The following is a 24,560-nucleotide window of genomic DNA, read 5'->3' as shown; positions in this document are numbered from 1 at the left end:
TTGCCTGTCCGTCGGTAACGCCGAGCCCTACCCGGCCTGCTGCGGGCTGCCCAGCAAGAGATCAACTCAGCGCGAAGGACCGCGCTCGTAGTCGCTGGCGCAACCGGCAACAACGCGGCCTTCGTCGGTGCGCATCACGATGTGTTGCGGGATCCAACTACCACCGCTGAAAGCAACCGGTGGCAACAAGCGCCGCCAGGCATCCTTGCCCACCGCGTGCGAGGTATCCATGCCGGCCTGGGCAAGCACTGGCGCCACCGCAGTGCCATCGAGATCCGCGCCAAAGAAACCACCGAACGCCAGCGCGATCGTGTGCGTGGAAACGCCGTACGCTTGGACGGGCGTCTGCAAACCGATCAGCAGCAGATGCAGCTCTTCATCGTCGACGGTGTAGTTCACCTCGTTGACCGAACGGACATCCTGCGGCCATTCGAACTGCGGCTGTTCGGAAAGCCGCTGCCAGAACGCCTGCAACCGGCGCATGCTGCCTTCGTCGGCGCGGCAGTGAATGGCATCCTGCAGGTCCTGGACGTCAACAGCCGGCACCTGACGTACGGCTGCCTTGCCATCTTTCGTGAAAGGTTTGCAGCCCAGTCGGTAGCTGTCGCGCGCGCTGCGTACGATGATCGATGTGGTGGGCGTCGACCATAGCTCGAACGGCTCGTGCAGCGTGCTCGACTGCAGCTGCAGCCCGTATGCAGCGACGATGCGCTCGCGCTGCGCAGGGTCCAGCGCAACCGAGAACCCGAACCTGTCGGCGAACAGCTGCGGCGCGTCCAGGCCATGGGCGGTCACCGACTGCGGCGGCGTGACGACGGTCATCCGATGATCGTCATCCTCGTCCGTCTGCTCGAATCGCCAGTCGCGCAGATAATGCGGTCGTTCGGAAGCGTCGGCATAGCGAGCCTCGCGCAAGCGGTTGACGACGGCCTGCTGGACCTCCGCACTCGCGCTGCACTCAAGTACGTCCTGTAGATCGAGCTGGAATCGCAGGGCATCGTCATCTGTCGGTTGCGCATCGGCAACACCGCTGCTGGCAACCAGCAGCAGCGCCGAGGCACAGGTCGTGCGGAAGAACATGGCAGGCACTCCGGCCTTGGAACTGCGGCTATTGTGCCCGTGGACGCCCTGATTCTGTCCACTTGAGACAGGAAAAAACGTTGCCAACCTGTCGATGGTTGGGGACCAACAGTAGATCCATGCCATGCGTGGATGAGCGTATTGGAAGCCAGCACACACCATGCGCGGCGTGGATCTACTGCACGAACTGAACAGCATTACGCGCATGGCGCAGCGCTTCTCTACTTTGTGGTGTACCCACCATTGACCAGGATGGTCTGCCCGGTCATCCACCAGCCATCGGTGACCAGGAAGCGGATCCACGGCACGATGTCGGCGATGTCGGTCAGGCCGGTACGGGTGAAAGGCGACAGCGCCGCCGCGGTCTTGTGGTACGCCTGCGCATCGGCACTCTCGGCCGGATAGAAGAACGGCGTGTCCATCGGACCGGGGCCGATCGCCGTCACCGAGATACCGCGCTCACCGAATTCCTTCGACGCCGCACGGGTGAAATGCTCCACTGGCGCCTTGGTGCCGGCATAACTGGAATAGAACGGCGTGAACGCGCCCAGCAACGAGGTGACCAGGGTGCAGATGCGACCGCCGTCATTGACGTTTCGACCGGCTTCCTTGAGGAAGAAGAACGCGGACTTCGCATTGACCGCGCTCATCTCGTCGTACTCGGCTTCGCTGATCTCCAGCATCGGCTTCTTCAGCACTTTGCCGACGGTATTGATGGCGATGTCCGGCCGGCCGACTGCAGCCACGGCATCGGCGAACAAGCGCTCCATCGCTGCGGCCGAAGTCAGGTCGCCCTGCAGCGCCACCGCCTTGCTGCCAGCGGCCTGCACGGCGGCGACCGTTGCTTCCGCATCAGCCTGGGTGGCGGCACTGTTGTAGTGGATGACGATGGCCTTGGCGCCCTGGCTGGCAAAGTCGCGGGCCAGCAGCCCGCCCAGGTTCTTGGCACCGCCAGCGATCAGCACGGTCTTGCCCTTGAGGGAATGGTCAGTCATGGCTTGGTCTCGGGGAGGGGCTGCCCGGGATGGCAGCCTGCCCTGATGACGATATCGTGCAGAAAATCCGGATAAAGCCCGCTACATTGACTTAACTTTCCAGAGTCAGCGAACAATGGACCGGATCGACCGCTTCCGTATCTTCACCCGGGTGGTGGAGAGCGCCAGCTTCACCCGCGCCGCCGATCAGCTCGGCCTGCCCCGCTCCTCGGTATCGGCGGCCATCGCCGAACTGGAGCAGCGGCTCGGCACCCGCCTGCTGCAGCGATCGACCCGTCGGGTGTCCACCACCCATGATGGGGACGTGTTCCATGCCCGCTGCCTGCGCCTGATCGCCGAGGTTGAAGACGCCGAATCGCTGTTCCGCCAGGATGACGCGCAACCGATTGGCCTGCTGAAGATCGACGTACCCAGCCGCATCGGCCGACGCATCATCGCCCCTGCCCTGCCGGATTTCTTTGCGCGCTACCCGCAGGTGGAACTGGACCTGGGCATGACCGATCGCGCGGTGAACCTGATCGAAGACGGCTGCGATGCCGTGCTGCGGGTTGGCCACCTGGGTGACTCCAGCCTGGTGGCACGCACGCTGGGCCAGCTCGACTTCGTCAACGTTGCTGCGCCCAGTTACCTGCGTGAGCACGGAGTGCCGCAGCATCCCGCGGATCTGCCGCAGCACCGCGCGGTGAACTATGCCTCACCAACAACGGCGCGGGTGGAACCGTGGGAATGGCAGGACGGCAGCCAGCTGCGCACGCAGCCGATGCCCGGCTGGGTACGGGTGAACAGCGCCGAGGCGTCGATTGCCTGTTGCGTGGCGGGGCTGGGGCTGCTGCAGATCCCGCGTTACGACGTGCAGGCGGAACTGCACGCCGGCGCACTGGTGGAAGTGATGCCGCAGTACGTGGCGCAACCGTTGCCGGTGACGTTGCTGCAACCGCATCGGCAGCATCGTGCGCAACGCGTGCAGGTGTTCATCGAATGGCTGCTGCCATTGCTGCGCACCGACCTGCAGCTGCAGTAGATCCACGCCATGTGTGGATGCTTCTGTAGAGTCGAGCCATGCTCGACTCATCCCATCATCGCGCGAAGAGCAGCCGAGCATGGCTCGGCTCTACAGAAAGCAGATCCCGCGAGCAGATCAATCCACGCCATGCGTGGATGTGCACATCGTGGATGGGGTCAGAGCCCTTTCCCAGCTGGAAAGGGATCCGACCCCGGCCGAAGAACCCGGGGCATCACGCCCCGGATTCGTCCGGCTTGACCCGGAACCATGCCGCGTACAACGCCGGCAGGAACACCAGGGTCAGCACGGTGCCCACGATCAGGCCACCCATGATCGAGATCGCCATCGAGCCATAGAACGCACTGCGCGACAGCGGAATCATCGCCAGCACGGCCGCCAGCGCAGTCAGCACGATCGGACGGAAACGGCGCACCGTGGCATCGATGATCGAATGCCAGCGGTCATGCCCGGCATCGATATCCTGCTGGATCTGGTCGATCAGGATCACCGAGTTGCGCATGATCATGCCCGCCAGCGCGATCGTGCCCAGCAGCGCCACGAAGCCGAACGGCGCGCGGAACAGCAGCAGGAACAACGTAGCGCCAATGATGCCCAGCGGCGCGGTCACCAGCACCATCGCCGCTCGCGAGAAACTACGCAGCTGCAGCATCAGCAGCGTGGCCACCACGATCAGGAACAACGGCATGCCGGCCTTGATCGAGTTCTGCCCACGGGCCGAATCCTCCACCGAGCCGCCGGTTTCCAGCAGGTAGCCACTAGGCAGTTCGGCACGGATGCCGTCCAGCGTCGGTACGATCTGCTGCACCACGTCCAGCGCCTGCATGCCGTCGCTGATGTCGGCACGCACGGTCACCGTCGGCAGGCGGTTGCGGTGCCAGATGATGCCGTCCTCGAAGGCGTATTCCAGCCGCGCGACCTGCGACAGCGTCACTGCCGTGCCACTGCTGGTGGGCATTGCCAGGCTGCCGATCAGGTCCAGCTGCGCGCGCTCGTTGTCCGGCCCACGCAGCAGCATCTCGATCTGGCGGTTGCCTTCGCGATAGGTGCTCACGCTCATGCCAGACAACGAACTGCTGAGGAACTGGCTGACCTGCGCGCTGCTGACGCCCAGCGCGCGTGCACGGTCCTGGTCGATCACCAGCCGCACCACTTTGCTCGGCTCGCTCCAGTCCAGATTGACGTTCATCACGTGCGGGTTCTCCCGCACCTTGGCCTCGACCTGGCGCGCGATCGCCTGCACCTGTGCGATGTGCTCGCCGGATACGCGCATCTGTACCGGGTAGCCGACCGGCGGGCCGTTCTCAAGCCGGGTCACGCGCATCTGCACGTCCGGGAACTGCTTGATCACGTCCTTCAGCATCCAGTCGCGGGTCGCCTCGCGGGCCTTGGCGTCTTCGGTGAGCACCACGAACTGGGCGAAGTTGGTCGCCGGCAGCTGCTGGTCCAGCGGCAGGTAGAAGCGCGGCGAACCGGTGCCGACGTAGGCCACGTAGTTGCTGATGCCCTCGCGCTGCTTCAGCAGCTTTTCCAGCTTGCTGGCCTGCGCCTGGGTGGCGGCCAGCGATGCGCCTTCGGCCAGTTCGATGTCCACCATCAGCTCAGGGCGGGTGGAATCGGGGAAGAACTGCTGCGGCACGAAGCGGAACAGCATCAGCGAGCCGATGAACAGCGCGATGGTCGCACCGATCACCCACCAGCGATGGCGCAGGCAGGTATCCAGGAAACCCCGGAAGCGGGTGTAGAACGGCCGCTGGTACGGATCATGGTCGTGCGCATGCTCCTTCGGCGCGATCCAGCGCGCGAGCGCCGGGTGGCGGTCAGCCCACTGCAGGCGCTTGGCGCGCCAGCGGCCGGCAAGACTATCCGGCTTGGGCAGCTGCGGATTGAACAGGTCCGGCAGCATCTTGTCGCCCAGGTACGGAATGAACAGCACCGCTGCGATCCAGGACACTACCAGGGCGATGGTCACCACCTGGAACAGCGAACGGGTGTACTCACCGGTGCTCGAGGCCGCCGTTGCGATGGGCAGGAAGCCGGCCGCGGTGATCAGCGTACCGGTCAGCATCGGGAACGCGGTCGATTCCCATGCAAAACTGGCGGCACGCAGGCGGTCGTAGCCCTGCTCCATCTTGGTGGCCATCATTTCCACCGCGATGATCGCATCGTCCACCAGCAGGCCCAGCGCCAGCACCAGCGCGCCCAGCGAGATCTTGTGCAGGCCGATGTCGAAGTAGTGCATGACGAAGAAGGTCATCGCCAGCACCAGTGGAATGGTCACGCCCACCACCAGACCGGTGCGCAGGCCCAGCGAGAAGAAGCTGACCAGCAGCACGATCACCACTGCTTCGGTCAGCACCTGCACGAACTCACCCACCGACTCTTCCACTGCGTGTGGCTGGTCGGACACCTTGCGCAGCTGCATGCCGGCCGGCAGGGTCTTCTGCAGGCGCTCGAACTCGGCATCCAGGGTGGCACCGAGTTTCAGGATGTCGCCGCCCTCCTTCATCGCCACCGCCAGGCCGATCGCATCCTGGCCCATGAAGCGCATCTTCGGCGAGGCCGGATCGGCAAAGCCACGCTTCACCTCGGCGATGTCGCCCAGGTGCAGGGTCCGCTCGCCCGCCTGGATCGGGAACTTGCGGATGTCCTCGATCGAATCGAACTGGCCGGTCACGCGCAGCTGCACGCGGTCGGTCGGGGTCTCGAAGAAGCTGGTGGCGGTCACCGCGTTCTGGTCGGCCAACGCCTGCTGCACCTGCTGCAGCGACACGCCCAGCGTGGCCAGCTTGGTGTTGGACAGTTCGATCCAGACCTTCTCGTCCTGCAGGCCGACCAGGTCGATCTTGCCGACGTCAGGCACGCGCTGCAGTTCCAGCTGGATACGGTCGGCGTAATCGCGCATCACCGCGTAATCGAAGCCTTCGCCGGTCAGCGCATAGATGTTGCCGAAGGTATCGCCGAACTCATCGTTGTAGAACGGCCCGACGATCTCGCGCGGCAGCGTCGCCTTGATGTCACCCACGCGCTTGCGCACCTGGTACCACAGGTCAGGAATCTGCTTGGAACGCAGGCTGTCGCGGGCCATGAAGATCACCTGCGACTCGCCCGGGCGCGAGTACGAGCGGATGAACTCGTACTCGCCGGTGTTCATCAGCGCCTTCTCGATCGGCTCGGTCACCTGCCGCGAGACCTGCTCGGCAGTGGCGCCAGGCCACATCGTGCGTACCACCATCGCCTTGAAGGTGAAGGGTGGATCTTCAGACTGGCCCAGGTGCTTGTAGGACCAGGCGCCGATGACGGCGAAGGCCAGCATCGCAAACAGCACCAGCGGGCGATTGCCCAGCGCCCATTCGGAGAGGTTGAAGCGGCGCACGGATCAGTGCCCCTTGCCTGCGGCCGGCGCAGCGGCCGGCGTGGCCGCCGGTGCCAGCACCGGACGATTCTGGCGGTCGACCGGCGTCACCACCTTGCCTTCGCGCAGCAGATGGCCACCGGCAGCCACCACCCAGTCACCCGCGGCCACGCCGGACAGCACCGGCACCGCCTGCGCACCATAGGCACCGACCGTCACCGGGGTGGCCTTCAACGCACCATTGGACGGATTGACCACCCACACACTGGCCTTGCCATCACTGCCGCGCAGCACCGAGCCGAGCGGAAGCTGCAGGGTGCCATTGCGGCCAGCGGCGGCGAACACCCGCGCGCTCTGGCCCAGTTCGACTTCGCTCAAGGCTTCCGGCGCCAGGCTGACCCGCGTGGCATAGGTGCGTGCCTGCGCATCGGCGGCCGGCGCGATCTCGCGCAGGGTGCCCGGCAGCAGCTGGCCCGGGCGGTTCCACAGTTCCACCTGCACCGGCTGCCCGACCCTGTAATCACGGATGTTGCTTTCCGGCAGCGCGATCAGCACTTCGCGGCCACCGTCTGCGGCCAGGGTGAACACCGTCTGCCCGGCACTGACCACCTGCCCGGCTTCGGCCTGGCGGCTGGCGATCACGCCGTCGGCCGGCGCGCGCAGCTGCGCGTACTCGGCCTGGTTGCGGGCCACCGCCAGGTTGGCGCGGGCGGCATTGGCCTGGCCCTGCGCGGCCTTGAACGCAGCGGTCTGCTGGTCCAGCGCCGAGCGGCTGACCAGTTGGTCCTCGGCCAGCTTGGCGTAGCGCTTCTGGTCATCGCGGGCGCGCACCAGGTCGGCTTCCGCCGCCGCCAGCTGCGCCTGCGAGGCGGCTGCCTGCGAGGCGTAGTCGGCCACGTCCAGCTCGGCCAGCAGCTGGCCCTTCTTCACGCGCTGCCCGGCGTCGACATGACGCTTGATCAGGTTGCCGCCGACCCGGAACGACAGCGGGCTCTCCTGGCGGGCGCGTACCTCACCAGGGTAGGCCGCCGGCGCCTGTCCGTCCTGCGTGGTGGGATGCACCACCAGCACCGGAATGGCCGCCACCGGTTCGGCGGCCTGCCTGCCACAGGCTGCCACCACCACCGCCAGCACGCCAACACCCAACCAACGCATGTTCTTCATGAGGTACAAGACCTGAAAAGGGGATCCGGGGGAACGCGTCGGCAACATACTGTTGCGACACGGACATTAGTGAACCAGTCGGTATAGTATAAATATCGAACCGCTTGGTCTAGTATTGTCGTGATGAGTTCTCCCACTTCCCGCAAGCCGTCGGCCAAGCCCGCTGCCAAGGCCGCCGGACCCGGGCGCCCCAAGGACCTCGGCAAGCGCGCGGCGATCCTTGAAGCAGCCAAGGCACTGTTCATCGAACAGGGCTATACCGGCGTGAGCATGGACACCATCGCCGCTCAGGCCGGCGTCTCGAAGCTGACCGTGTACAGCCACTTCGGCGACAAGGAGACCCTGTTCTCCGAGGCCGTGCAGTCAAAATGCATTGAAATGCTGCCTGACGCGCTGTTCGTGGCCGACGCGGACGGACCGTTGCGCGACCAGCTGATCGGCATCGGCCTGGCCTTCTTCGAGTTGATCACCTCCGACGCGGCGATCTCCATCCAGCGCATGATGATGGCGCCGGAAACCGATGAGCGCCTGCGCGAGCTGTTCTGGCAGGCCGGCCCGGAGCGCACCTGCGAGGCCCTGGCCGACTTCCTGCGCGCGCGCGGCGCGCGCGGCGAACTGGACATCCCCGACTATTACCTGGCTGGCCAGCAGTTCCTGACCCTGGTCAAGGGCGAAGTGCACATGCATATGATGTGCGGCATGCCACTGTCACCGGTGGAATGCGACCCTCTCACCCACGTGACCGCCAGCATCGACTTCTTCCTGCGCGCCTACGCGCCAAGAGGGCCCGGGACGGCCGGATAACCAAAACTGAACGAACCGGAGGTCGCGATGACTTCCGGCACTGCGACCCCGGCCACCCGGCAGCTGATGCTCTGGGCGCGCCGCCGGCCTCCGGCACCGGTAAAATGGCCGGCCCACTGCGCTGGATTTGAACCTCATGACGATTGATTACGCCCACGCCCGCGAACTGATGGTGGAACAGCAGATCCGTCCCTGGGACGTGCTGGACATCAAGGTGCTCGACGTCCTGGCCCGCCTGCCGCGCGAGGCCTTCGTCGCCGACGCGCACCGGGCGCTGGCCTACGCCGATGTTGAACTGCCGATCGGCCATGGCCAGAAGATGATGAAGCCGGTCATCGAGGGCCGTACCCTGCAGGCACTGGACCTGCAGCCGGGTGACGAAGTGCTGGAAATCGGCACCGGCAGCGGCTTCCTGTCGGCCTGCATCGGCGCGCTGGCGCGCGACGTGCTGAGCCTGGAGATCGACCCGGAGCTGGCTGCCGCCGCACGTGCGCGCCTGGATGCTTCCGGCCTGGGCACCAACGTCCGCGTGGAAGTGGCCGACGCCCTGGCCTGGCAGACCGAACGCCGCTTTGACGTGATCTGTGTCACTGGTGCCGTCGACGTGGTGCCGTCACAGTTCGCATCGTGGCTGCGTCCGGGTGGTCGCCTGTTCGTGATCCATGGCCGTTCGCCGGCAATGGAGGCCCTGCTGGTCAAGGCCGACGGCAGCAGCGAGTCCCTGTTCGAGACCGATATCGATTACCTGCGTGGTGCCGCCCCGGCACCCCAGTTCCACCTCTGAGTCCAAGGAAGCCGCAATGATCCGCCGATCCCTCGCTGTTGCGCTGGCCACTGCCCTGCTGCCGTTGTCCGCCCATGCCGCCGACCTGCTGCAGGTCTATGAAATGGCGCGCAACGGCGATCCGCAGCTGTCCGCCGCCGAATCGACCCGGCTGGTCGACAAGGAAGGCGCCGTGCAGGCACGTGCCGCCCTGCTGCCGCAGCTCACCGGCCAGGCCACGCTCAACCGTTCGCGTTCGGAGGCCAATGCCGATGCCAACTCCGGCACGGTCTCCAGCAGGCGCCGCAATTACACGGTCGAGGGCAGCCAGACGCTGTTCAACTGGACCCAGATCAACAACCTGCGTTCGCAGCGCGAACTGAGCAAGGCGGCGGATTTCACCCTGGATTCGGCCAACGACAGCCTGATCGTGCGCACCTCGGCGGCCTACTTCAACGTGCTGGTGGCGATCGAATCGCTGAACGCCGCGCAGACCAATGAAGCGGCCGCGAAGAAGCAGTTCGACTTCGCCGACAAGCGCCTGGAAGTGGGCCTGGCGCCGATCACCGACGTGCACGAAGCACGTGCCCAGTACGACCAGGCACGTGCCAACAGCATCGTTGCGCAGAACACCCTGGCCGATAACTACCAGGCGCTGACCGAACTGACCGGCCAGCCGGTGGTCAACCTGCGCGGCCTGCCGGCGGACTTCCGCCCGGAAGTGCCGGCCAACCGCGGCAACATCGATGAGCTGGTGCACCAGGCCACCACCGGGAATCCGGCACTGAAGGCACAGGAACTGAAGGTCAGCGCTGCCGAGGCCGGCGTGCAGGCCGCACGTGGTGGCCACTACCCGACCCTGTCGCTGGGCGGCAGCTGGGGCAAGAGCGCGACCTGGGGTGACAGCACCGGTGCAGGCTCGTTGTCGCCGGATGCACGCACCAACAGCATCGGGCTGACCCTGAGCGTGCCGATCTTCGCCGGTGGTGCCACCCAGTCCGGCGTGCGCCAGGCGCTGGCCCAGCGCGACATCGCCCAGGACGGCTACGAGCAGCAGAAGCGCGCCCTGGACCGCAACACCCGCAATGCCTACCAGACCCTGGTGCAGGGCATCAGCGAAGTGGAAGCCCGCCGCCTGGCGGTGGTCTCGGCGCAGAGCGCGTACGACGCGTCGCAGGTCGGCCTGGAAGTCGGTACCCGTACCGTGCTGGACGTGATCCAGAACCAGCGCATCCTGTTCTCGGCGCAGCTGGATTATGCACAGGCCCGCTACACCTTCCTGCAGAACCGCCTGCTGCTGAGCCAGTCGCTGGGCGCGCTGGACGTGGCCGAGCTGCAGGACGTCAACCGTCTGCTGACCCAGGACGCAGGCAACCCGGCAACGACCACGAACTGAGTCGTCGTCCTGCCGGCAACGAAGAAGCCACCCACGAGGGTGGCTTTTTTGTGGACGCCGCATGCGCACGCAATCACGCATGACGCAGAACTGCCGCGCATCAGCCGGGCCATGCGCGCAGCTGCAGCACCGCCGACAGCAGGCACAGTGCCGCCGCCAAGGGCGCCAGCACCGGCATCGTCAACGACCATCGTGAGCCGTGCGACACCTCCACGCATTCCCGCGTGCGCAGTGCCCCAAGGCACAGCGCTGCCGTCACCAGCAGGGCGGCCGGGCCAGGCAGCACCGGCAGCCACCCCATCGGCACGCATAGCGCCAACAAGGCCGAGAGCAGAACAACGACCACGGTCGCCAGCGTTTTCCTGGGCCCATGCTTCTCTTTGCATGCCACGGACCACATCCCCATTGCCAGATGTGCGGCCAGCAACACCAGCACCAGTAGCAGCGCCGCCAATCCGGCCATGCCGGCCAAAGGCAGCAGCGGCAGCAGCCACTGCAGTTCGGGATGGCCTTGCAGTGCCACCGACAACGGACGCGGGCTGGCCAGCGCCGGGAATGCGACCAGCCCCGCCTGCAGCGCAGCCAGCAGGATCAACAGCAGCATGGCCAGCAACACCATCGCTGCCAGCACCCTGAATTGCTGCGATACCGTTCGCAGGCGCAGGCCGGGAAAGCCCAGCGCCAGCCCTGCGCTGGCAAACACGCCCAGCAACGACACGCTCGCGGCAAGTACGCCGCCCAGCCCGAAGTGATAGGGCGCGGTTGCCTCTGGCAACCACGGAATCCAATGGGCGTAGTGCACATGCCGCGCCGCCAGCGCCAGCAACAGCACGCCGATACCGATCTTCACCGTCAGCAGTGCGCAGACCAGCAGTGCGGCACGCCGCGGCGGCAACACCGCGAACATTCCCAACAGCAGCAGGCCTGCTGCCGCCAGCAACGGGCCCGGCAGCCAGCTGTCCGCGCTGATGCCGCGGCTGGCCAGCACCGCATGTAGATGCAGGGCAGCGGACTGCGCGACGCCTGCTGCCGTCGCCACCAGTTCCAGCAGCAGTACGGCGCCCAGCAAGCCGGCGAGGCCCCTGCCCCAGCTTGCAACCAGCAGCCCGTGCAGGCCATCCACGCCTGGCCATTGCTGGCGCACGACCTGCACGCAGCACAGCACCAGTCCGGCAGCCAACGCGGCCAGCAGCAGACTGAGCACGATGGCTGGACCGGCCTGGACAGCGGTGTACTGGCCGACCCGCGCCACCACATTTCCTCCCAGCAGCAGCGTCAGCGCAACCACCGCCAGATGTTCCTTCCCGGGATGCAGTCCGCCGACGCCATCCCTGCTGCTGTCGCCATCCATCGCAAGTCCTCTTGATATGCGCCCACATGCGGGCGACCGCAGGCTGGCAGCCCACGCCAAGAGGCGGTATCAGATTCCGTGCGATCTATGCCGCGATGTGATCGCAGGCACGCTGCCTTCTACGCAAACGGTCCGGCGACGACAGGAATCTGGCCGCTAAGCAGAATTGATGCAGTCGTTCGCGACAGCGAGACCGCGGGCGTAGGCACAACCCTAGCGACGAGGCGGCGGCAGGTGCGGCGCAACCAGCGCCAGCGTGCGCTGCAATGCGCCGCGACCGTTGCTGACCAACGTGCACCCTGCACGCGCCATGTCTTCGCGCGCCTGCGCGCTGTCGAGCAGATGCAGCAGCAGATCACCGACCGCCTGCACGTCCTCGCCGATCAGCAACGCACCGGCCTCGCGCATGCGTCGCGAGATCTCGGCGAAGTTGTGCAGGTGCGGACCGGTTACCGCTGCGGTGCCCATCGCCGCTGGTTCCAGCAGATTGTGGCCGCCGATCGGCTGCAGGCTGCCGCCGACGAACGCGACCTGTGCGCAGGCATAGAACGGCATCAGCTCGCCCAGGGTGTCGATGACGAACACATCGGTATCGGCATCGGGCCACTGCTTCGCGCGACGGGTCGCCACGTTCCAGCCCTGTTCGCGCGCCAGCGCCTCCACCTTCGGGAAGCGCTCGGGATGCCGTGGCGCCCACAGCAGCAACAGGCCGGGGTGCTGCTGGCGCAGGCGTCGGTGCAGGTCGATCACCGCCTGTTCTTCGCCGTCATGGGTGCTGGCCGCGATCCACACCGGGCGCCCGGCCGCAACCCGCGCATGGAACTGTTCGACAAAGCCCTGTACGTCCGGCGTGGCGATATCGAACTTCAGATTGCCCAGCGCCTGCACCTGTTCCGGCACGGCACCCAGCTGCACGAAGCGCTCGGCATCGTCCTGCGACTGTGCGGCAACGCAGGTGACGGTGCGCAGCGCGCGGCGGATCAGTGCGGCCAGCAAGCGGTAGCCTCGCAACGAGCGCGCGGACAGGCGGGCGTTGAGGATATAGACCGGGATGCGGCGGTCGCGGCAGCCGAACAGCATGTTCGGCCACAGCTCGGTTTCCAGGATCAGTGCCAGGCTGGGCTGGAAATGGCCGAGGAAGCGGTTTACGCTGCCCGGTACGTCGTACGGCAGGTAGACGTGGTCCAGCGCGTCTCCCCACAGCGCGCGCACGCGCTCCGAACCGGTCGGGGTGATGGTGGTGATGACCCAGCGGATGTCCGGACGCTGCTGGCGCAGGGCATTCACCAGCGGCGCGGCGGCATTGACCTCGCCCACCGAGACCGCGTGCAGCCAGACCCGCGGCTGGCCGGTCGGCTGCGGATACGAGGCATAACGCTCGTCCCAGCGCCGGAAGTATTCACGGACCCGGAAACCGCGCCAGACCAGGTGGTACACGGTGATCGGCAGCAGGATGTAGAGCACGGCCGAGTACAGGCCGCGCAGGATCCATTCGACAGGGTCTTTACGCATGCGGCAAGGATACGGGAGCCCCCCGGGAAAGACACGCAGCCGGGTTGGTAGAATGGCGCCATGTCCGATGCCACCACCGCCGTCCGCCCGTCGCTGCGCGATCCCCGCAACTGGCCGATGTTCGCCGCCATGCTCGGCGCCTTCGCCATCGCCCGCCTGCCGTGGATGCTGCAGCGTGCGCTGGGCCGTGGCGTCGGCTGGATCAGCTGGCGCCTGCTCGGCAGCCGCCGCCGCGCCGCCGAAGTCAACCTCAAACTGTGCTTCCCGGAAAAGGACGAGGCCTGGCGACAGCGCCTGGTCCGCGACAGCTTCGACGCACTGGGCGTGGGCGTACTCGAGTGCATCCGCGCCTGGTGGGGCAGCATCGACCGCATCCGCCCGCAGGTGCAGATCGAGGGTCTGGAACATCTGCGGCAGATGCAGGCCGAGGGCCGTGGCGTGCTGCTGGTCTCCGGCCACTTCATGACGCTGGAGATGTGCGGCCGCCTGCTGTGCGACTACGTTGACCTGTCGGGCATGTACCGCAAGCACAAGAATCCGGTATACGAGTGGGCGGTGAAGTTCGGTCGCCTGCGCTATGCCAAGGCGATGTACGCCAACGAGGACATCCGCGCCACGGTGCGCCACCTGAAGAAGGGCGGCTTCCTCTGGTACGCGCCGGACCAGGACATGCGCGGCAAGGACACCGTGTTCGTGCCGTTCTTCGGCCATACCGCATCCACCATTACCGCCACCCACCAGCTGGCACGGATGACCGGCTGTGCGGTGATCCCGTATTTCCACCGCCGCGAAGGCGGGAAGTACTTCCTGAAGATCGGCGCGCCGCTGGAGAATTTTCCCAGCGAGGACGTGGAAGCCGATACCACGCGGGTCAACCAGGCCATCGAAGCGATGGTGCGCGAAGCCCCCGACCAGTACCTGTGGATCCACCGCCGCTTCAAGCGCCAGCCCGGCGGGCGGAGCGATTTCTACAAATAACCGGATGCGGTGGAAGGGCCGGCGTGCTCATGGTAGTCGCCAACCTTGGTTGGCGCCGATGAACCAAGGCCGGTCCCGAAGAGCCAACCAAGGTTGGCAACTACTGCATCGGCGGAGATTCATCCGATTCGCGGGCCAGCAGGCTGCCGGCGAACAATGCGGCCAACAACACGGTCAGGCCCCCCCAGAACGCGGAATAGAACGCAAGGTGGGTGTTGAGCGGAAACACCGTGACCGCCAGCGCCAGCATTGCCGGGCGCGCTCGCTCGCGGGCGGCGGTGGGCGCGAAGCGCCACGCACGCCAGGCCTGGGCGACCGCGGCCAACCACAGCAGCAGGCCCAGCACGCCGGTTTCAGCAAGGATTTCCAGTACGATCTGGTGGGCATGCAAGGCCGGAGCATTGCCCCACACCGCAGGGCCCTCCTCAGCCACGCAGTCCGCATAGGCGTCGCGGAAGCCACGCGCGCCGACTCCGTTGATCGGATGCGCCTCGATCATGCAGGCGGCGGCTTCCCAGATCCTTGCACGCCCGGACAGCGCTTCGTCGACGCCACGCTCGCCTCCATCCCAGGCCATCGCGGTACGCGCGAAGCGTTCGCGAAGCTGTGGCACGCTGGCGGTCAGCGCGCCCGCTCCGAGAACCGCGAGCAGCGCGAGCAAAGCCAACCGCTTCCAGCCGAACTGGCGCACGCCGCTGTAGGCCAGCACCAGCGCGAAAGTGATCCATGACGCGCGCGAGCCGGCCAGCAGCAGCACGCTGCCCAGCGCCGCCGCTGCCAACACCCAGCCCAGGTTGCCGAAGCGGCGCGCTACCGGCAGCAACAGGAACGGCGACAGGCTGGCCAGCACCTGGCCGAACTTCAGGTTGCACGGACCCAGTGCGCCACTGAGGCGGTCAGCCAGCGCGGCCTCGTCGGCCGGACACAACGCGTGGCCGCTCACGGCCAGCTTCAGGTGTTCCAGTGACCAGAACCAAGGGCTGGTACCGGCCACCGCCTGCACCAGCGCATCCAGCGTCCAGGCGGCGGTGATCAACGCCAGTCCGCCGAAGGTCAGCCGTCGCCGCTCCGGCGTGGCCACGGCAATCGCCACCAGCCACATGAAGGGCAGATAGCGCAGGCCAGCGGCGGCCTTGGTCCACGACGCCGCCGGATCGATGGCATCGAACGCGGAAAACGCCTGTGGCAGCCAATAGCCGAGGAACAGGATCGAGGTCAGCGCCCACGCCGCGGTGCTCAGCAGGTGCGGGCGGCGCTGCAGCCGGCGGATCATCATGCGCGCGGCGGCATACAGCGCACCGAGTCCGAGTACGGTTTCGGCGATACCCGGCAACGGCCACATCGCCACGTACGCCAGCACCCACCACGGTGCCCAGCGACCGGCGCGGTCGTCGCGCACGATGACGGCGGGATCAGCCGGCGAGGTCGGCATAGAGGCGGAGGGTGTCACGCTGCATGGCCTGCAGGGTAAACGGGATACGGGCCGGCAAGGACGGCGGCTGCGCCAGCAGGGCCAGCGCGCGTTCACCCAGCGCGCGTGCATTACCCAGCGGCACCGCGCCGCTGGGCTGCAGCTGCTGCAGCAGTTCGCCGACGCCACCATGGTCCCAGCCCAGTACCGGGCGACCGACCGACAACGCTTCGACCACGGTGCGGCCGAACGCCTCGGGCTTGTCCGAGAGCTGCAGTACCAGGTCGCTGGCGGCATAGGCCTGGGCAATGCGCGCGGTCGGCGTGCTGATCTGCACCGCGTCGGCGATGCCCAGCGCCGCCGCCTGCCTGCGCAGATCAGCCACGTAGGCTTCGCGGCCGGGTTCATCAGTACCCAGCATCCACAGCTGCGCCGGCACACCGGTGGCGCGAACGTCAGCCAGCAGCTGCAGCGCGTGTGCGTGGCCCTTCAGGCGGGTGCCCCGCCCCGGCAGCAGCAGCAGCGGCCCTTCAACCTGGGCCAGCCACGGGTAATCCGCGGCCAGCGCCAGCCGCGGACGGCGATCGGCACACGCCACGCGCGGGAACTGGCGGACATCGACGCCGCGCGGAATCACCTGCAGCCTCGCTTCGGGAACCGTCGGATAGTGCCGCTGCACATAGTCGCGCACGGTGTTGGACACGCAGATCACGCGCTCGCCGCTGGTCATCACCGCGCTGTAGCGACTGGGTGAATTCAGGCCGTGCACGGTAGTCACCCAATGCGGGCGCTGTGCGACGGGCATCGCACGGATCGCGTACAGGCCCAGCCAGGCCGGCAACCGCGAACGGGCATGCACGATATCCGCACCGACCTCGGTGAACAGGCGACGCAGGGTCGGCAGGTGACGCAGGGTCAGCAGCGACTTGCGGCCGATATCGAGGGTGAGATGCTCGGCACCACTATCGAGCAGCGGCTGTACCAGGCGACCGCCAGCGGACACCACCAGCGCGCGATGGCCGGCAGCCACCAGCGCCGCAGCAATTTCAAGGGTCGAGCGCTCGACACCGCCGGAGTGCAGCGCCGGCAGCAACTGCACCACGGTCAATCGGCGCATCGATCGAAGGCCTGCTTAGTCGGCCAGCACGAACACGGAGCCGCAGTACGCGCACTTCGCTTCGCCGTTGGGCTCGTCTTCGATCGGCAGGTACACGCGCGGATGCGAGTTCCACAGCGCCATTTCCGGCGTCGGGCAGCTCAGCGGCAGATCGCTGCGGTGCACGGTGTAGCGCTTTTCGGCGTTGGCGGGCGCGGTGGCGGTATGGCTCATGGCGGATGTCGATGAACGGGTTGCGAGGCCTGCGATTCTAGCATCCGGGCTGCCCTGACATTGCGCCGCAACAGGTCTTTGCGCGTACCGGGCCGATTCCCTGCGGCCTTGCATGCCGCCTCGGGACGGGGTGCCGGTGGAAATTCCCGACCGATCCTGCAGGTTCATGCCGAAAATCGGCCGACAGCGATATTTCCCGCATTTGGATCGAACTAAATGGCACTTGTCAGGCCGCGATGGCTGTTGCAGGATCGGGCCAGGTCGTAACCCGACCTGCTCAATCCGACCCGATCGCATGGCCCGCCCCCACCGGACCAGCATCGCCTCTACCACTGCCAGCCTGGCGGGCGGAGCGATGCTGCCTGTGGTGTCCGCCGATGCGGGTTCTGCCTGCCGCCTGCCCCTCCGGGAGACCCTTGCATGACCCTGTCCGATCCGCGCCGCGCCCTGCTTCCGCTCGCCCTGGCCCTGGCCTGTGCGACCACTGCGATGCCGGTGCTGGCACAGGGGCTGCAGACCTCGTTCGAGCCCGGTGAGCCAGCTCCGACCCAGACCGCGGGAGCACTGCAGGTCACGATCGGCAACGGCCCTGCAGCGCCCTACACCGCCAAGCGCAACGCCGGCTACAGCGGCCTGCATGCACTGCGCTACAGCAGCGCTGGCGGTAACGCGCGGCGCGAACTGTTCAAGACAGACCTGGCCATCGAGGCCGATACCACGCTGTCGTGGTTGGTGCTGCCGGAAATCGTCGGCAAGGACAGCGTGGCCTCGACCTATGTCTCGCTGGACCTGCTGCTGGACGATGGCAGCAGGGTTTCGGCCGGCACTGCCCGCGACCAGCATGGCGTGGCCATCAGCGCGCGCGCGCAGGGCGATTCGAAGACGCTGTATCCGCAGCAGTGGGCGCGCAAAGCGGTACGCCTGGGCGACGTGGCCGCGCTGAAGGGCCGCCGCGTGGTGGCGATCGAACTGGAAGTGGCCAGTGCCGACGGCGCACCGGTATCCGGCTGGATCGACGATGTGCGCCTCGACGCGCAGCCACACCAGCAACCGCAGCGCGTCTCCGACTGGGTGCTGACCACCCGTGGCACCCAGGCCAACGGCACCTTCTCGCGCGGCAACAATTTCCCGGCCACCGCTGTGCCGCACGGATTCAACTTCTGGACCCCGGTGACCGATGCCGGTGCGCTGAACTGGCTGTACCGCTGGAACGAACAGAACGACGCACAGAACCGGCCGCAGCTGCAGGCGCTTGCGCTGAGCCACCAGCCCAGCCCGTGGATGGGCGACCGCCAGACCTTCCAGGTGATGCCCTCGGCCAGTCGTGGTGTGCCGGAGGCAGACCGCCGCAAGCGCGCACTGTCGTTCGATCGCAGCCATGAAAGCGCGCGCCCGTATCGCTACGACGTGCGCTTCGACAATGGCATCGCGGCCTCGATCGCACCGACCGACCATGCCGCAGTGTTCCGCTTCGACTTCCCCGCAGACGGCAACGCCAACCTGCTGTTCGACAACGTCGATGCACGTGGCGGCCTGACCCTGGACGCTGCGACGCAGACGCTGTCCGGCTACACCGATACCCGCAGCGGCCTGTCCAACGGCGCCAGCCGCATGTACGTGGTGGCCAGCTTCGACAAGCCTTGGCGCAGCAGCGGCCGTCTCGATACAGGCCGCCCCACCGGCTACATCACGTTCGACACCGGCAGCGAGCGCCGGGTGACCATGCGCATCGCCACCTCGCTGATGTCGGTGGAACAGGCGCGGCACAACCTCGCACTGGAAATCGCCACCACCGACACGCTGGAAAGCGTGGCCGGTCGCGCCCAGGATGCATGGGACGCCCGCCTGGCCCGCTTCGATATCGGCAATGCCAGCGACGACCAGAAGACCACGCTGTATTCCAGCCTGTACCGTCTCTACCTGTACCCCAACTCCGGCCACGAGAACGTGGGCAGCGCGGCGGCGCCGGACTGGCGCTACGCCAACCAGGCCAGCGCCAGTGACGACAACACCGACGGCAGCGCGACCCGCAGCTTTGCCGCCGTGCGCGATGGCAAGGTGTTCGTCAACAACGGCTTCTGGGACACTTTCCGCACCACCTGGCCGGCCTATGCGCTGTTCACTCCGGAGGATGCCGGGCAGCTGGTGCAGGGTTTCATCGAGCAGTACCGTGCCGGCGGCTGGATCGCACGCTGGTCGTCGCCGGGCTACGCCGATCTGATGGTCGGCACCAGCTCCGATGTTGCCTTCGCCGATGCATGGCTGAAAGGCATCGGCGGCTTCGACCCGGCCGAGGCCTATGCCGCCGCACTGAAGAACGCCACGGTGGTACCGCCGGACCGCCATGTCGGCCGCAAGGGCATGGAGCGCTCGACCTTCCGTGGCTACGCCAGCGCTGACGTGCATGAAGGCATGTCGTGGACGATGGAAGGTGCGCTCAACGATTTCGGCATCGCCAACATGGCCGAGGCCTTGGCCAAGCGCGCGACCACGCCCGCCGCACGCGAGCGCTACAGCACCGAGGCCGACTACTTCCGTCACCGCGCCGCCAGCTACGCGACGATGTTCGACCCGGCCGCAGGCTTCTTCCAGGGCCGCAGGGCCGATGGCCGCTGGCGGGTGGATGCCAAGCACTACGACCCGCGGGTGTGGGGCCACGATTACACCGAATCCAATGGCTGGACGTTCGCCTTCACCGCCGCACACGACGGCGAAGGCCTGGCCGCGCTGTACGGTGGCCGCGACAGGCTGGCCGCCAAGCTGGACACCTTCTTCGCCACGCCGGAAACCGCCGACGCGGCGTTCGCCGGCTCCTACGGCGGCACCATCCATGAAATGACCGAAGCACGCGATGTGCGCATGGGCATGTACGCGCACAGCAACCAGCCGGCGCATCACATCCCGTGGATGTACCTGTATGCCGGGCAGCCGTGGAAGACCCAGCAGCACGTGCGCGAGATCCTGTCGCGGCTGTATGTCGGCAGCGAGATCGGCCAGGGTTATCCGGGAGACGAGGACAACGGCGAGACCTCGGCATGGTATGTGCTGGCGTCGCTGGGCCTGTACCCGCTGCGCATGGGCGCGCCGGAGTACGTGATCGGCTCGCCGGCGTTCCAGCATGCGCGGGTGGAACTGCAGGGCGGCGCGGTGCTGACCGTGAACGCGGCCAACAACTCGCGCGAGAACGTCTACGTGCAGTCGCTGAAGATCAACGGCACGCCGTGGACGAAGACCTGGGTGCCGCACGAAGTGATCGCCAAGGGCGCGACCCTGGACTTCGTGATGGGCCCGCAGCCGTCGCGCTGGGGCAGTGGCGTGGACGATGTTCCGCGCTCGTTGACCGCGCGTGGCCAGCGCCCGCAGCTGCTGCACGACCTGCTCGGCAGCGGTACGAAAGCAACGCTGGCCGATGGCCGCGCCCTGCCCGCACTGGTCGATGACGATGCCACCACCACGGTGGGCCTGGGCGGTGGCGCAACCATCGCGCTGAGCGGCCTGACCGACGGCACCCCGACGATGTACACGTTGACCAGTGGCGACGGCAGCATCCGTGGCGGCGAATGGGCACTGGAGGCACGCAACGGCAATGGCGGCTGGACCGTGCTCGACCAGCGTAGTGGTGAGGACTTCGCGTCCGCCCGCCAGACCCGTCCGTTCCGCATCGCCAAGCCTGGCCGCTACAGCGAGTATCGCCTGCGCCTGCTGGCACCGGGTCGGCTGCCGTTGGCGGAGATCGAACTGTTGGCAGCCAGCACCGTACAATGAGTCCTATGCGCTACCGTCTGCTGCCTCTGGCCCTTGTTGCCCTGTCCTTCTCCAGCTTCGGCCAGACCCAGGCGTTCGATACGCAGCTGACCCGCGATGGCGTGACGCTGAACTACCAGGACGCCCGTGGCGCCCTGGCCGCGCCGCAGCGCAAGCGGGTGATCGATACGTTCTTCTTCGCCTATCTGCGCGAACGCGCGGACTTCCATCCGGCGGCGCCGTCGATGGTGCGCATCGTGATCGATCCGGCCTACACCGGCATCGCCTTCGTTGGCGACAAGGAACAGGCGGCGACGATCACCATCAATCCGGGTTGGCTGGCGCAACACCCGAACGACATCGACCTGGTTACCCATGAGGCGATGCACATCGTGCAGGGGTATCCCGGCTACGGCGATGCACGGGTACCGGGCTGGCTGGTGGAAGGCATCGCCGACTACGCCCGCGACCGCTATGGCATGGATAACGCCGCCGCCGGCTGGGCATTGCCGGTCAAGGTCGAGAAGGGGCAGAACGTCGACAGCGGCTACCGGGTCACCGGCGCCTTCCTGAAGTGGGCCGAGACCGAGCATCCGGGCCTGGTACTGGCGCTGGACAAGGCCCTGCGCGATGGTCGCTACACGCCTGCGCTGTGGCAGAAGCAGACCGGCAAGGCGTTGCCGGCACTGTGGGCGCAGTACGCCAAGCCGCGTTCGGATGCGCCGCCGGCGCCAGCACGCCGCGGCAAGCGCTGACGGGTAGCGCCGGGCCATGCCCGGCGGAATGCAGAGCGCCGCGCTGCGCGCTCGCCGGGCATGGCCCGGCGCTACCACATCGCTGCCTCAGCGCGACCGCACGAAGCCGGCGTACAGCGCGAACAGCTGCCGGAAATAACGACGCGTCACTCGATTGCGCATGGCACCCTCGCCGATGGAAAGTTGGTCGGGCCCAGGGCAGGAAGGCCGGTCCGGTCCCTTCCCGCGGCCGGGCCACGTGGGCGTATTGGGCCGCAAAGGCGTTGCAGGGACATGACCGGGCGGCGTAGCGCGTGTGGCACAGGCCGGCGGGCGGTAGAGCCGGCCGCTGGCCGGCTGCAGTGGCGGTGGACATGATTGCGGTTGCCGGCCAGCGGCCGGCACTACCCGTTTCCGCTTTGCGGAAACAGAAACGCGCCCCGCGGGGCGCGTTTCTGCAGCTGTCGCTGGAAAGAAGGCTTACGCCTTCTTTTCCGCTTCCAGCTGCTTGCGGATCTGCGCATCCACCGCGGCAATCGCGGTCATGTTCAGGATCCGGCGCGAGGTCGCGCTGGTGGTCAGGATGTGCACCGGCTTGTTCACGCCCATCAGGATCGGGCCGATCGCCACGCCGTCGGTGAACACGCGCACCAGATTGTAGGCGATGTTGGCCGCTTCCAGGTTCGGCAGCACGAACAGGTTGGCACGGCCCTGCAGGGTCGAACCCGGCAGCAGTTTCTGGCGCAGCGCTTCATCCCATGCGGTGTCGCCCTGCATCTCGCCATCCACGTTCAGACGCGGGTTGCGCTTGAGCAGCAGCTCGCGCACCTGACGCATCTTCAGCGCATCCTTCGAGTCGTGGCTGCCGAAGTTGGAGTGCGACAGCAGCGCCACCTTCGGTTCCACGCCGAACAGCTTCATGCGGTAGGCGGCCTGCAGGGTCGCTTCGCACAGCTGCTCGGCGGTCGGATCTTCCTGCACGTGCGTATCGACGAAGAAGAACACGCCCTGCTGGTTGATCACGCCGGTCATCGCCGAGGTCGAGGTGACCTTCGATTCCAGCGGCAGCACGCTGCGCACGTAACCCAGCTTCTTGTGGAAACGCCCGACGATGCCGGTCAGCATCGCATCGGCTTCACCACGGGCCACCATCACCGCCGCGATCAGGGTCGGACGCGAACGCATCAGGTTCTTCGCCGCGGCCACGGTCACGCCACGACGGCCGGTCAGGCCGTGGTAGTACTGCCAGTATTCGTTGAAGCGCGGGTCGTCATTGATGTTGGTGACTTCAATGTTCTCGCCGATCTTCAGGCGCAGGCCGAGGCGCTCGATGCGCGACTCGATCACTTCCGGGCGACCGATCAGGATCGGATGCGCCAGGCCGTCGTCGACCACGTTCTGCACCGCCTGCAGCACCACTTCCTCTTCGCCTTCGGCGTAGACCACGCGCTGCTTGTCACTGCGTGCGCGATCGTAGACCGGCTTCATCATCAGGCTGGTGCGATAGACGAACTGGGCCAGCTTGTCGCGGTAGGCGCCCATGTCGGCGATCGGACGGGCGGCCACGCCCGAATCCATCGCAGCCTGCGCCACCGCAGCCGACAGCTCCACCAGCAGGCGGCGGTCGAACGGGCGCGGAATCAGGTATTCGCGGCCGAAGCTCGGGGTCTCGCCGCCATAAGCCGAACCCATGTCGGTGGCCGCACGACGCGCCAGCGCGGCGATCGCGCGCACGCAGGCGATCTTCATTTCCTCGTTGATCGCGGTCGCGCCCACGTCCAGCGCACCACGGAACAGGTACGGGAAGCACAGCACGTTGTTGACCTGGTTCGGGTAGTCCGAACGGCCGGTGCCGATGATCGCGTCCGGGCGCGCCGCGCGCGCCAGCTCCGGCATGATTTCCGGGGTCGGGTTGGCCAGCGCGAAGATCACCGGGTCCGGCGCCATCGTCTTGACCATCTCGGCAGTCAGGATGCCCGGCGCCGACAGGCCCAGGAAGATATCCGCACCGTCGACGATCTCGGCCAGGCTGCGCTTGTCGGTATCGCGCGCATAGCGCTGCTTTTCCGGGTCCAGATCGGTACGGCCGGTGTGGATCACGCCCTCGCGGTCGAAGGCCAGGATGTTTTCCGGCTTCAGGCCCAGCTGTACCAGCATGTTCACGCAGGAAATGCCGGCCGCGCCCATGCCCGTGGTCGCCAGCTTCACTTCCTCAATCTTCTTGCCGGTGATCGCCATGGCGTTGAGCACCGCCGCACCGACGATGATCGCGGTGCCGTGCTGGTCGTCATGGAACACCGGGATCTTCATGCGCTCGCGCAGCTTGCGCTCGACAATGAAGCACTCCGGTGCCTTGATGTCTTCCAGATTGATGCCGCCGAAGGTCGGTTCCAGCGAGGCGATGATGTCGACCAGCTTGTCCGGGTCGGTTTCATCCACTTCGATGTCGAACACATCGATGCCGGCGAACTTCTGGAACAGCACGCCCTTGCCTTCCATCACCGGCTTGCCGGCCAGTGCGCCGATGTTGCCCAGGCCCAGCACCGCGGTGCCGTTGGAGATCACCGCCACCAGGTTGCCGCGCGCTGTCAGCTCGCTGGCCTGCTGCGGGTCGGCCTTGATCGCTTCACAGGCATATGCCACGCCCGGCGAATACGCCAGCGACAGGTCGCGCTGGGTCAGCATGGGCTTGGTAGCGGAAACCTTGATCTTGCCCGGCGGGGACATCCGGTGGTAATCGAGGGCGGCCTGTTTGAAATCTTCGTTGGACATCGATGTGGGTTACATGAATGGGCAGAAGGGACAGGGGATCATACCCCCGTTGGAGCGCTCGGACCTGTCGCTACCCTGTCGCAGTCATGCTGCGACCGCACAATTCCGGGGCGTATGCGACGGCCTGAAGGGACAGCTTCGGCGCTGGCC

17 protein-coding genes are annotated in these 24,560 nt (G+C 66.7%); 7 read left to right on the top strand and 10 right to left on the bottom strand.

The genetic code is table 11. The features are described from left to right. Positions 1–66: 66 nt before the first annotated feature. Positions 67–1,206: a hypothetical protein gene (locus tag AC0Z6F_RS12320; RefSeq protein WP_157804790.1), complete on the bottom strand. Its 1,140-nt coding sequence runs from the start codon at positions 1,204–1,206 to the stop codon at positions 67–69. Between the two features lie 95 nt (positions 1,207–1,301). Then, entirely contained in the window at positions 1,302–2,075 is a 774-nt protein-coding gene (locus tag AC0Z6F_RS12315) for an SDR family oxidoreductase (protein WP_100435221.1), read from the bottom strand. A gap of 115 nt (positions 2,076–2,190) precedes the next feature. Here AC0Z6F_RS12315 and AC0Z6F_RS12310 point away from each other — a divergent pair, with 115 nt between their 5' ends. Continuing rightward, positions 2,191–3,096 (top strand): LysR family transcriptional regulator, encoded by a 906-nt coding sequence (locus AC0Z6F_RS12310; RefSeq protein ID WP_485616926.1) that lies wholly within the window; start codon positions 2,191–2,193, stop codon positions 3,094–3,096. Positions 3,097–3,310: 214 nt separating this feature from the next. Here AC0Z6F_RS12310 and AC0Z6F_RS12305 read toward each other — a convergent pair whose 3' ends face one another. Both AC0Z6F_RS12305 and AC0Z6F_RS12300 read right to left on the bottom strand, forming a co-directional pair. Next, the gene (locus AC0Z6F_RS12305) at positions 3,311–6,472 is read right to left on the bottom strand and encodes an efflux RND transporter permease subunit (RefSeq protein WP_065724728.1); all 3,162 of its coding nucleotides are present in this window, start codon (positions 6,470–6,472) and stop codon (positions 3,311–3,313) included. A gap of 3 nt (positions 6,473–6,475) precedes the next feature. Beyond that, complete coding sequence (locus tag AC0Z6F_RS12300) at positions 6,476–7,615, bottom strand: efflux RND transporter periplasmic adaptor subunit (protein ID WP_485616925.1); 1,140 nt, start codon at positions 7,613–7,615, stop codon at positions 6,476–6,478. Between the two features lie 123 nt (positions 7,616–7,738). Between AC0Z6F_RS12300 and AC0Z6F_RS12295 the strand changes: the two genes are divergently transcribed. From AC0Z6F_RS12295 to AC0Z6F_RS12285, 3 genes are all read left to right on the top strand, one after another. Then, positions 7,739–8,419: a TetR/AcrR family transcriptional regulator gene (locus tag AC0Z6F_RS12295; protein WP_006390982.1), complete on the top strand. Its 681-nt coding sequence runs from the start codon at positions 7,739–7,741 to the stop codon at positions 8,417–8,419. A gap of 136 nt (positions 8,420–8,555) precedes the next feature. Continuing rightward, positions 8,556–9,203, top strand: a complete 648-nt coding sequence (locus tag AC0Z6F_RS12290) for a protein-L-isoaspartate O-methyltransferase family protein (protein ID WP_006390984.1) — start codon at positions 8,556–8,558, stop codon at positions 9,201–9,203. 16 nt (positions 9,204–9,219) lie between these two features. Continuing rightward, complete coding sequence (locus tag AC0Z6F_RS12285; protein ID WP_012512048.1) at positions 9,220–10,578, top strand: TolC family outer membrane protein; 1,359 nt, start codon at positions 9,220–9,222, stop codon at positions 10,576–10,578. Positions 10,579–10,678: 100 nt separating this feature from the next. On the opposite strand, the gene AC0Z6F_RS12280 is transcribed toward AC0Z6F_RS12285, so the two are convergent. Together AC0Z6F_RS12280 and waaA are read right to left on the bottom strand one after the other, a co-directional pair. Continuing rightward, entirely contained in the window at positions 10,679–11,929 is a 1,251-nt protein-coding gene (locus AC0Z6F_RS12280) for a hypothetical protein (protein WP_012512049.1), read from the bottom strand. Between the two features lie 213 nt (positions 11,930–12,142). Then, positions 12,143–13,441 (bottom strand): lipid IV(A) 3-deoxy-D-manno-octulosonic acid transferase, encoded by a 1,299-nt coding sequence (waaA, locus tag AC0Z6F_RS12275; RefSeq protein WP_012512050.1) that lies wholly within the window; start codon positions 13,439–13,441, stop codon positions 12,143–12,145. A gap of 60 nt (positions 13,442–13,501) precedes the next feature. Here waaA and AC0Z6F_RS12270 point away from each other — a divergent pair, with 60 nt between their 5' ends. Then, positions 13,502–14,419: an LpxL/LpxP family Kdo(2)-lipid IV(A) lauroyl/palmitoleoyl acyltransferase gene (locus AC0Z6F_RS12270; RefSeq protein ID WP_006390992.1), complete on the top strand. Its 918-nt coding sequence runs from the start codon at positions 13,502–13,504 to the stop codon at positions 14,417–14,419. A 100-nt stretch (positions 14,420–14,519) separates the two neighbouring features. Here AC0Z6F_RS12270 and AC0Z6F_RS12265 read toward each other — a convergent pair whose 3' ends face one another. From AC0Z6F_RS12265 to AC0Z6F_RS12255, 3 genes are read right to left on the bottom strand one after another with little or no spacing between them, the layout of a single operon-like run. Next, positions 14,520–15,851 (bottom strand): O-antigen ligase family protein, encoded by a 1,332-nt coding sequence (locus AC0Z6F_RS12265; protein ID WP_012512051.1) that lies wholly within the window; start codon positions 15,849–15,851, stop codon positions 14,520–14,522. Then, positions 15,832–16,947, bottom strand: a complete 1,116-nt coding sequence (locus tag AC0Z6F_RS12260; RefSeq protein ID WP_006391101.1) for a glycosyltransferase — start codon at positions 16,945–16,947, stop codon at positions 15,832–15,834. The genes AC0Z6F_RS12265 and AC0Z6F_RS12260 overlap by 20 nt, the downstream gene beginning before the upstream one ends. Before the next feature lie 15 nt (positions 16,948–16,962). Continuing rightward, complete coding sequence (locus AC0Z6F_RS12255) at positions 16,963–17,160, bottom strand: zinc-finger domain-containing protein (RefSeq protein WP_012512052.1); 198 nt, start codon at positions 17,158–17,160, stop codon at positions 16,963–16,965. A 420-nt stretch (positions 17,161–17,580) separates the two neighbouring features. On the opposite strand from AC0Z6F_RS12255, the gene AC0Z6F_RS12250 reads away from it, so the two are divergent. Together AC0Z6F_RS12250 and AC0Z6F_RS12245 are read left to right on the top strand one after the other, a co-directional pair. Next, positions 17,581–20,925, top strand: a complete 3,345-nt coding sequence (locus AC0Z6F_RS12250; protein ID WP_197584982.1) for a GH92 family glycosyl hydrolase — start codon at positions 17,581–17,583, stop codon at positions 20,923–20,925. Beyond that, complete coding sequence (locus AC0Z6F_RS12245; protein WP_154354826.1) at positions 20,922–21,659, top strand: basic secretory protein-like protein; 738 nt, start codon at positions 20,922–20,924, stop codon at positions 21,657–21,659. The genes AC0Z6F_RS12250 and AC0Z6F_RS12245 overlap by 4 nt, the downstream gene beginning before the upstream one ends. Positions 21,660–22,118: 459 nt before the next feature. On the opposite strand, the gene AC0Z6F_RS12240 is transcribed toward AC0Z6F_RS12245, so the two are convergent. Further along, positions 22,119–24,410 (bottom strand): NADP-dependent malic enzyme, encoded by a 2,292-nt coding sequence (locus AC0Z6F_RS12240; protein ID WP_012512055.1) that lies wholly within the window; start codon positions 24,408–24,410, stop codon positions 22,119–22,121. Positions 24,411–24,560 lie beyond the last annotated feature (150 nt).

Source organism: Stenotrophomonas sp. 1L-E-5-B-C3 (assembly GCF_057292075.1).
Note: the sequence above shows the minus strand (reverse complement) of the source record. Positions and strands in the feature narration are given on the sequence as shown.

Coding starts and splice junctions, on each gene's coding strand:
- AC0Z6F_RS12295 (WP_006390982.1), top strand. CDS start 7,739: ATGAGTTCTCCCACTTCCCGCAAGCCGTCGGCCAAGCCCGCTGCCAAG.
- AC0Z6F_RS12320 (WP_157804790.1), bottom strand. CDS start 1,206: ATGGCATGGATCTACTGTTGGTCCCCAACCATCGACAGGTTGGCAACG.
- AC0Z6F_RS12315 (WP_100435221.1), bottom strand. CDS start 2,075: ATGACTGACCATTCCCTCAAGGGCAAGACCGTGCTGATCGCTGGCGGT.
- AC0Z6F_RS12290 (WP_006390984.1), top strand. CDS start 8,556: ATGACGATTGATTACGCCCACGCCCGCGAACTGATGGTGGAACAGCAG.
- AC0Z6F_RS12245 (WP_154354826.1), top strand. CDS start 20,922: ATGAGTCCTATGCGCTACCGTCTGCTGCCTCTGGCCCTTGTTGCCCTG.
- AC0Z6F_RS12240 (WP_012512055.1), bottom strand. CDS start 24,410: ATGTCCAACGAAGATTTCAAACAGGCCGCCCTCGATTACCACCGGATG.
- waaA (WP_012512050.1), bottom strand. CDS start 13,441: ATGCGTAAAGACCCTGTCGAATGGATCCTGCGCGGCCTGTACTCGGCC.
- AC0Z6F_RS12250 (WP_197584982.1), top strand. CDS start 17,581: ATGACCCTGTCCGATCCGCGCCGCGCCCTGCTTCCGCTCGCCCTGGCC.
- AC0Z6F_RS12310 (WP_485616926.1), top strand. CDS start 2,191: ATGGACCGGATCGACCGCTTCCGTATCTTCACCCGGGTGGTGGAGAGC.
- AC0Z6F_RS12255 (WP_012512052.1), bottom strand. CDS start 17,160: ATGAGCCATACCGCCACCGCGCCCGCCAACGCCGAAAAGCGCTACACC.
- AC0Z6F_RS12260 (WP_006391101.1), bottom strand. CDS start 16,947: ATGCGCCGATTGACCGTGGTGCAGTTGCTGCCGGCGCTGCACTCCGGC.
- AC0Z6F_RS12280 (WP_012512049.1), bottom strand. CDS start 11,929: ATGGATGGCGACAGCAGCAGGGATGGCGTCGGCGGACTGCATCCCGGG.
- AC0Z6F_RS12300 (WP_485616925.1), bottom strand. CDS start 7,615: ATGAAGAACATGCGTTGGTTGGGTGTTGGCGTGCTGGCGGTGGTGGTG.
- AC0Z6F_RS12285 (WP_012512048.1), top strand. CDS start 9,220: ATGATCCGCCGATCCCTCGCTGTTGCGCTGGCCACTGCCCTGCTGCCG.
- AC0Z6F_RS12270 (WP_006390992.1), top strand. CDS start 13,502: ATGTCCGATGCCACCACCGCCGTCCGCCCGTCGCTGCGCGATCCCCGC.
- AC0Z6F_RS12265 (WP_012512051.1), bottom strand. CDS start 15,851: ATGCCGACCTCGCCGGCTGATCCCGCCGTCATCGTGCGCGACGACCGC.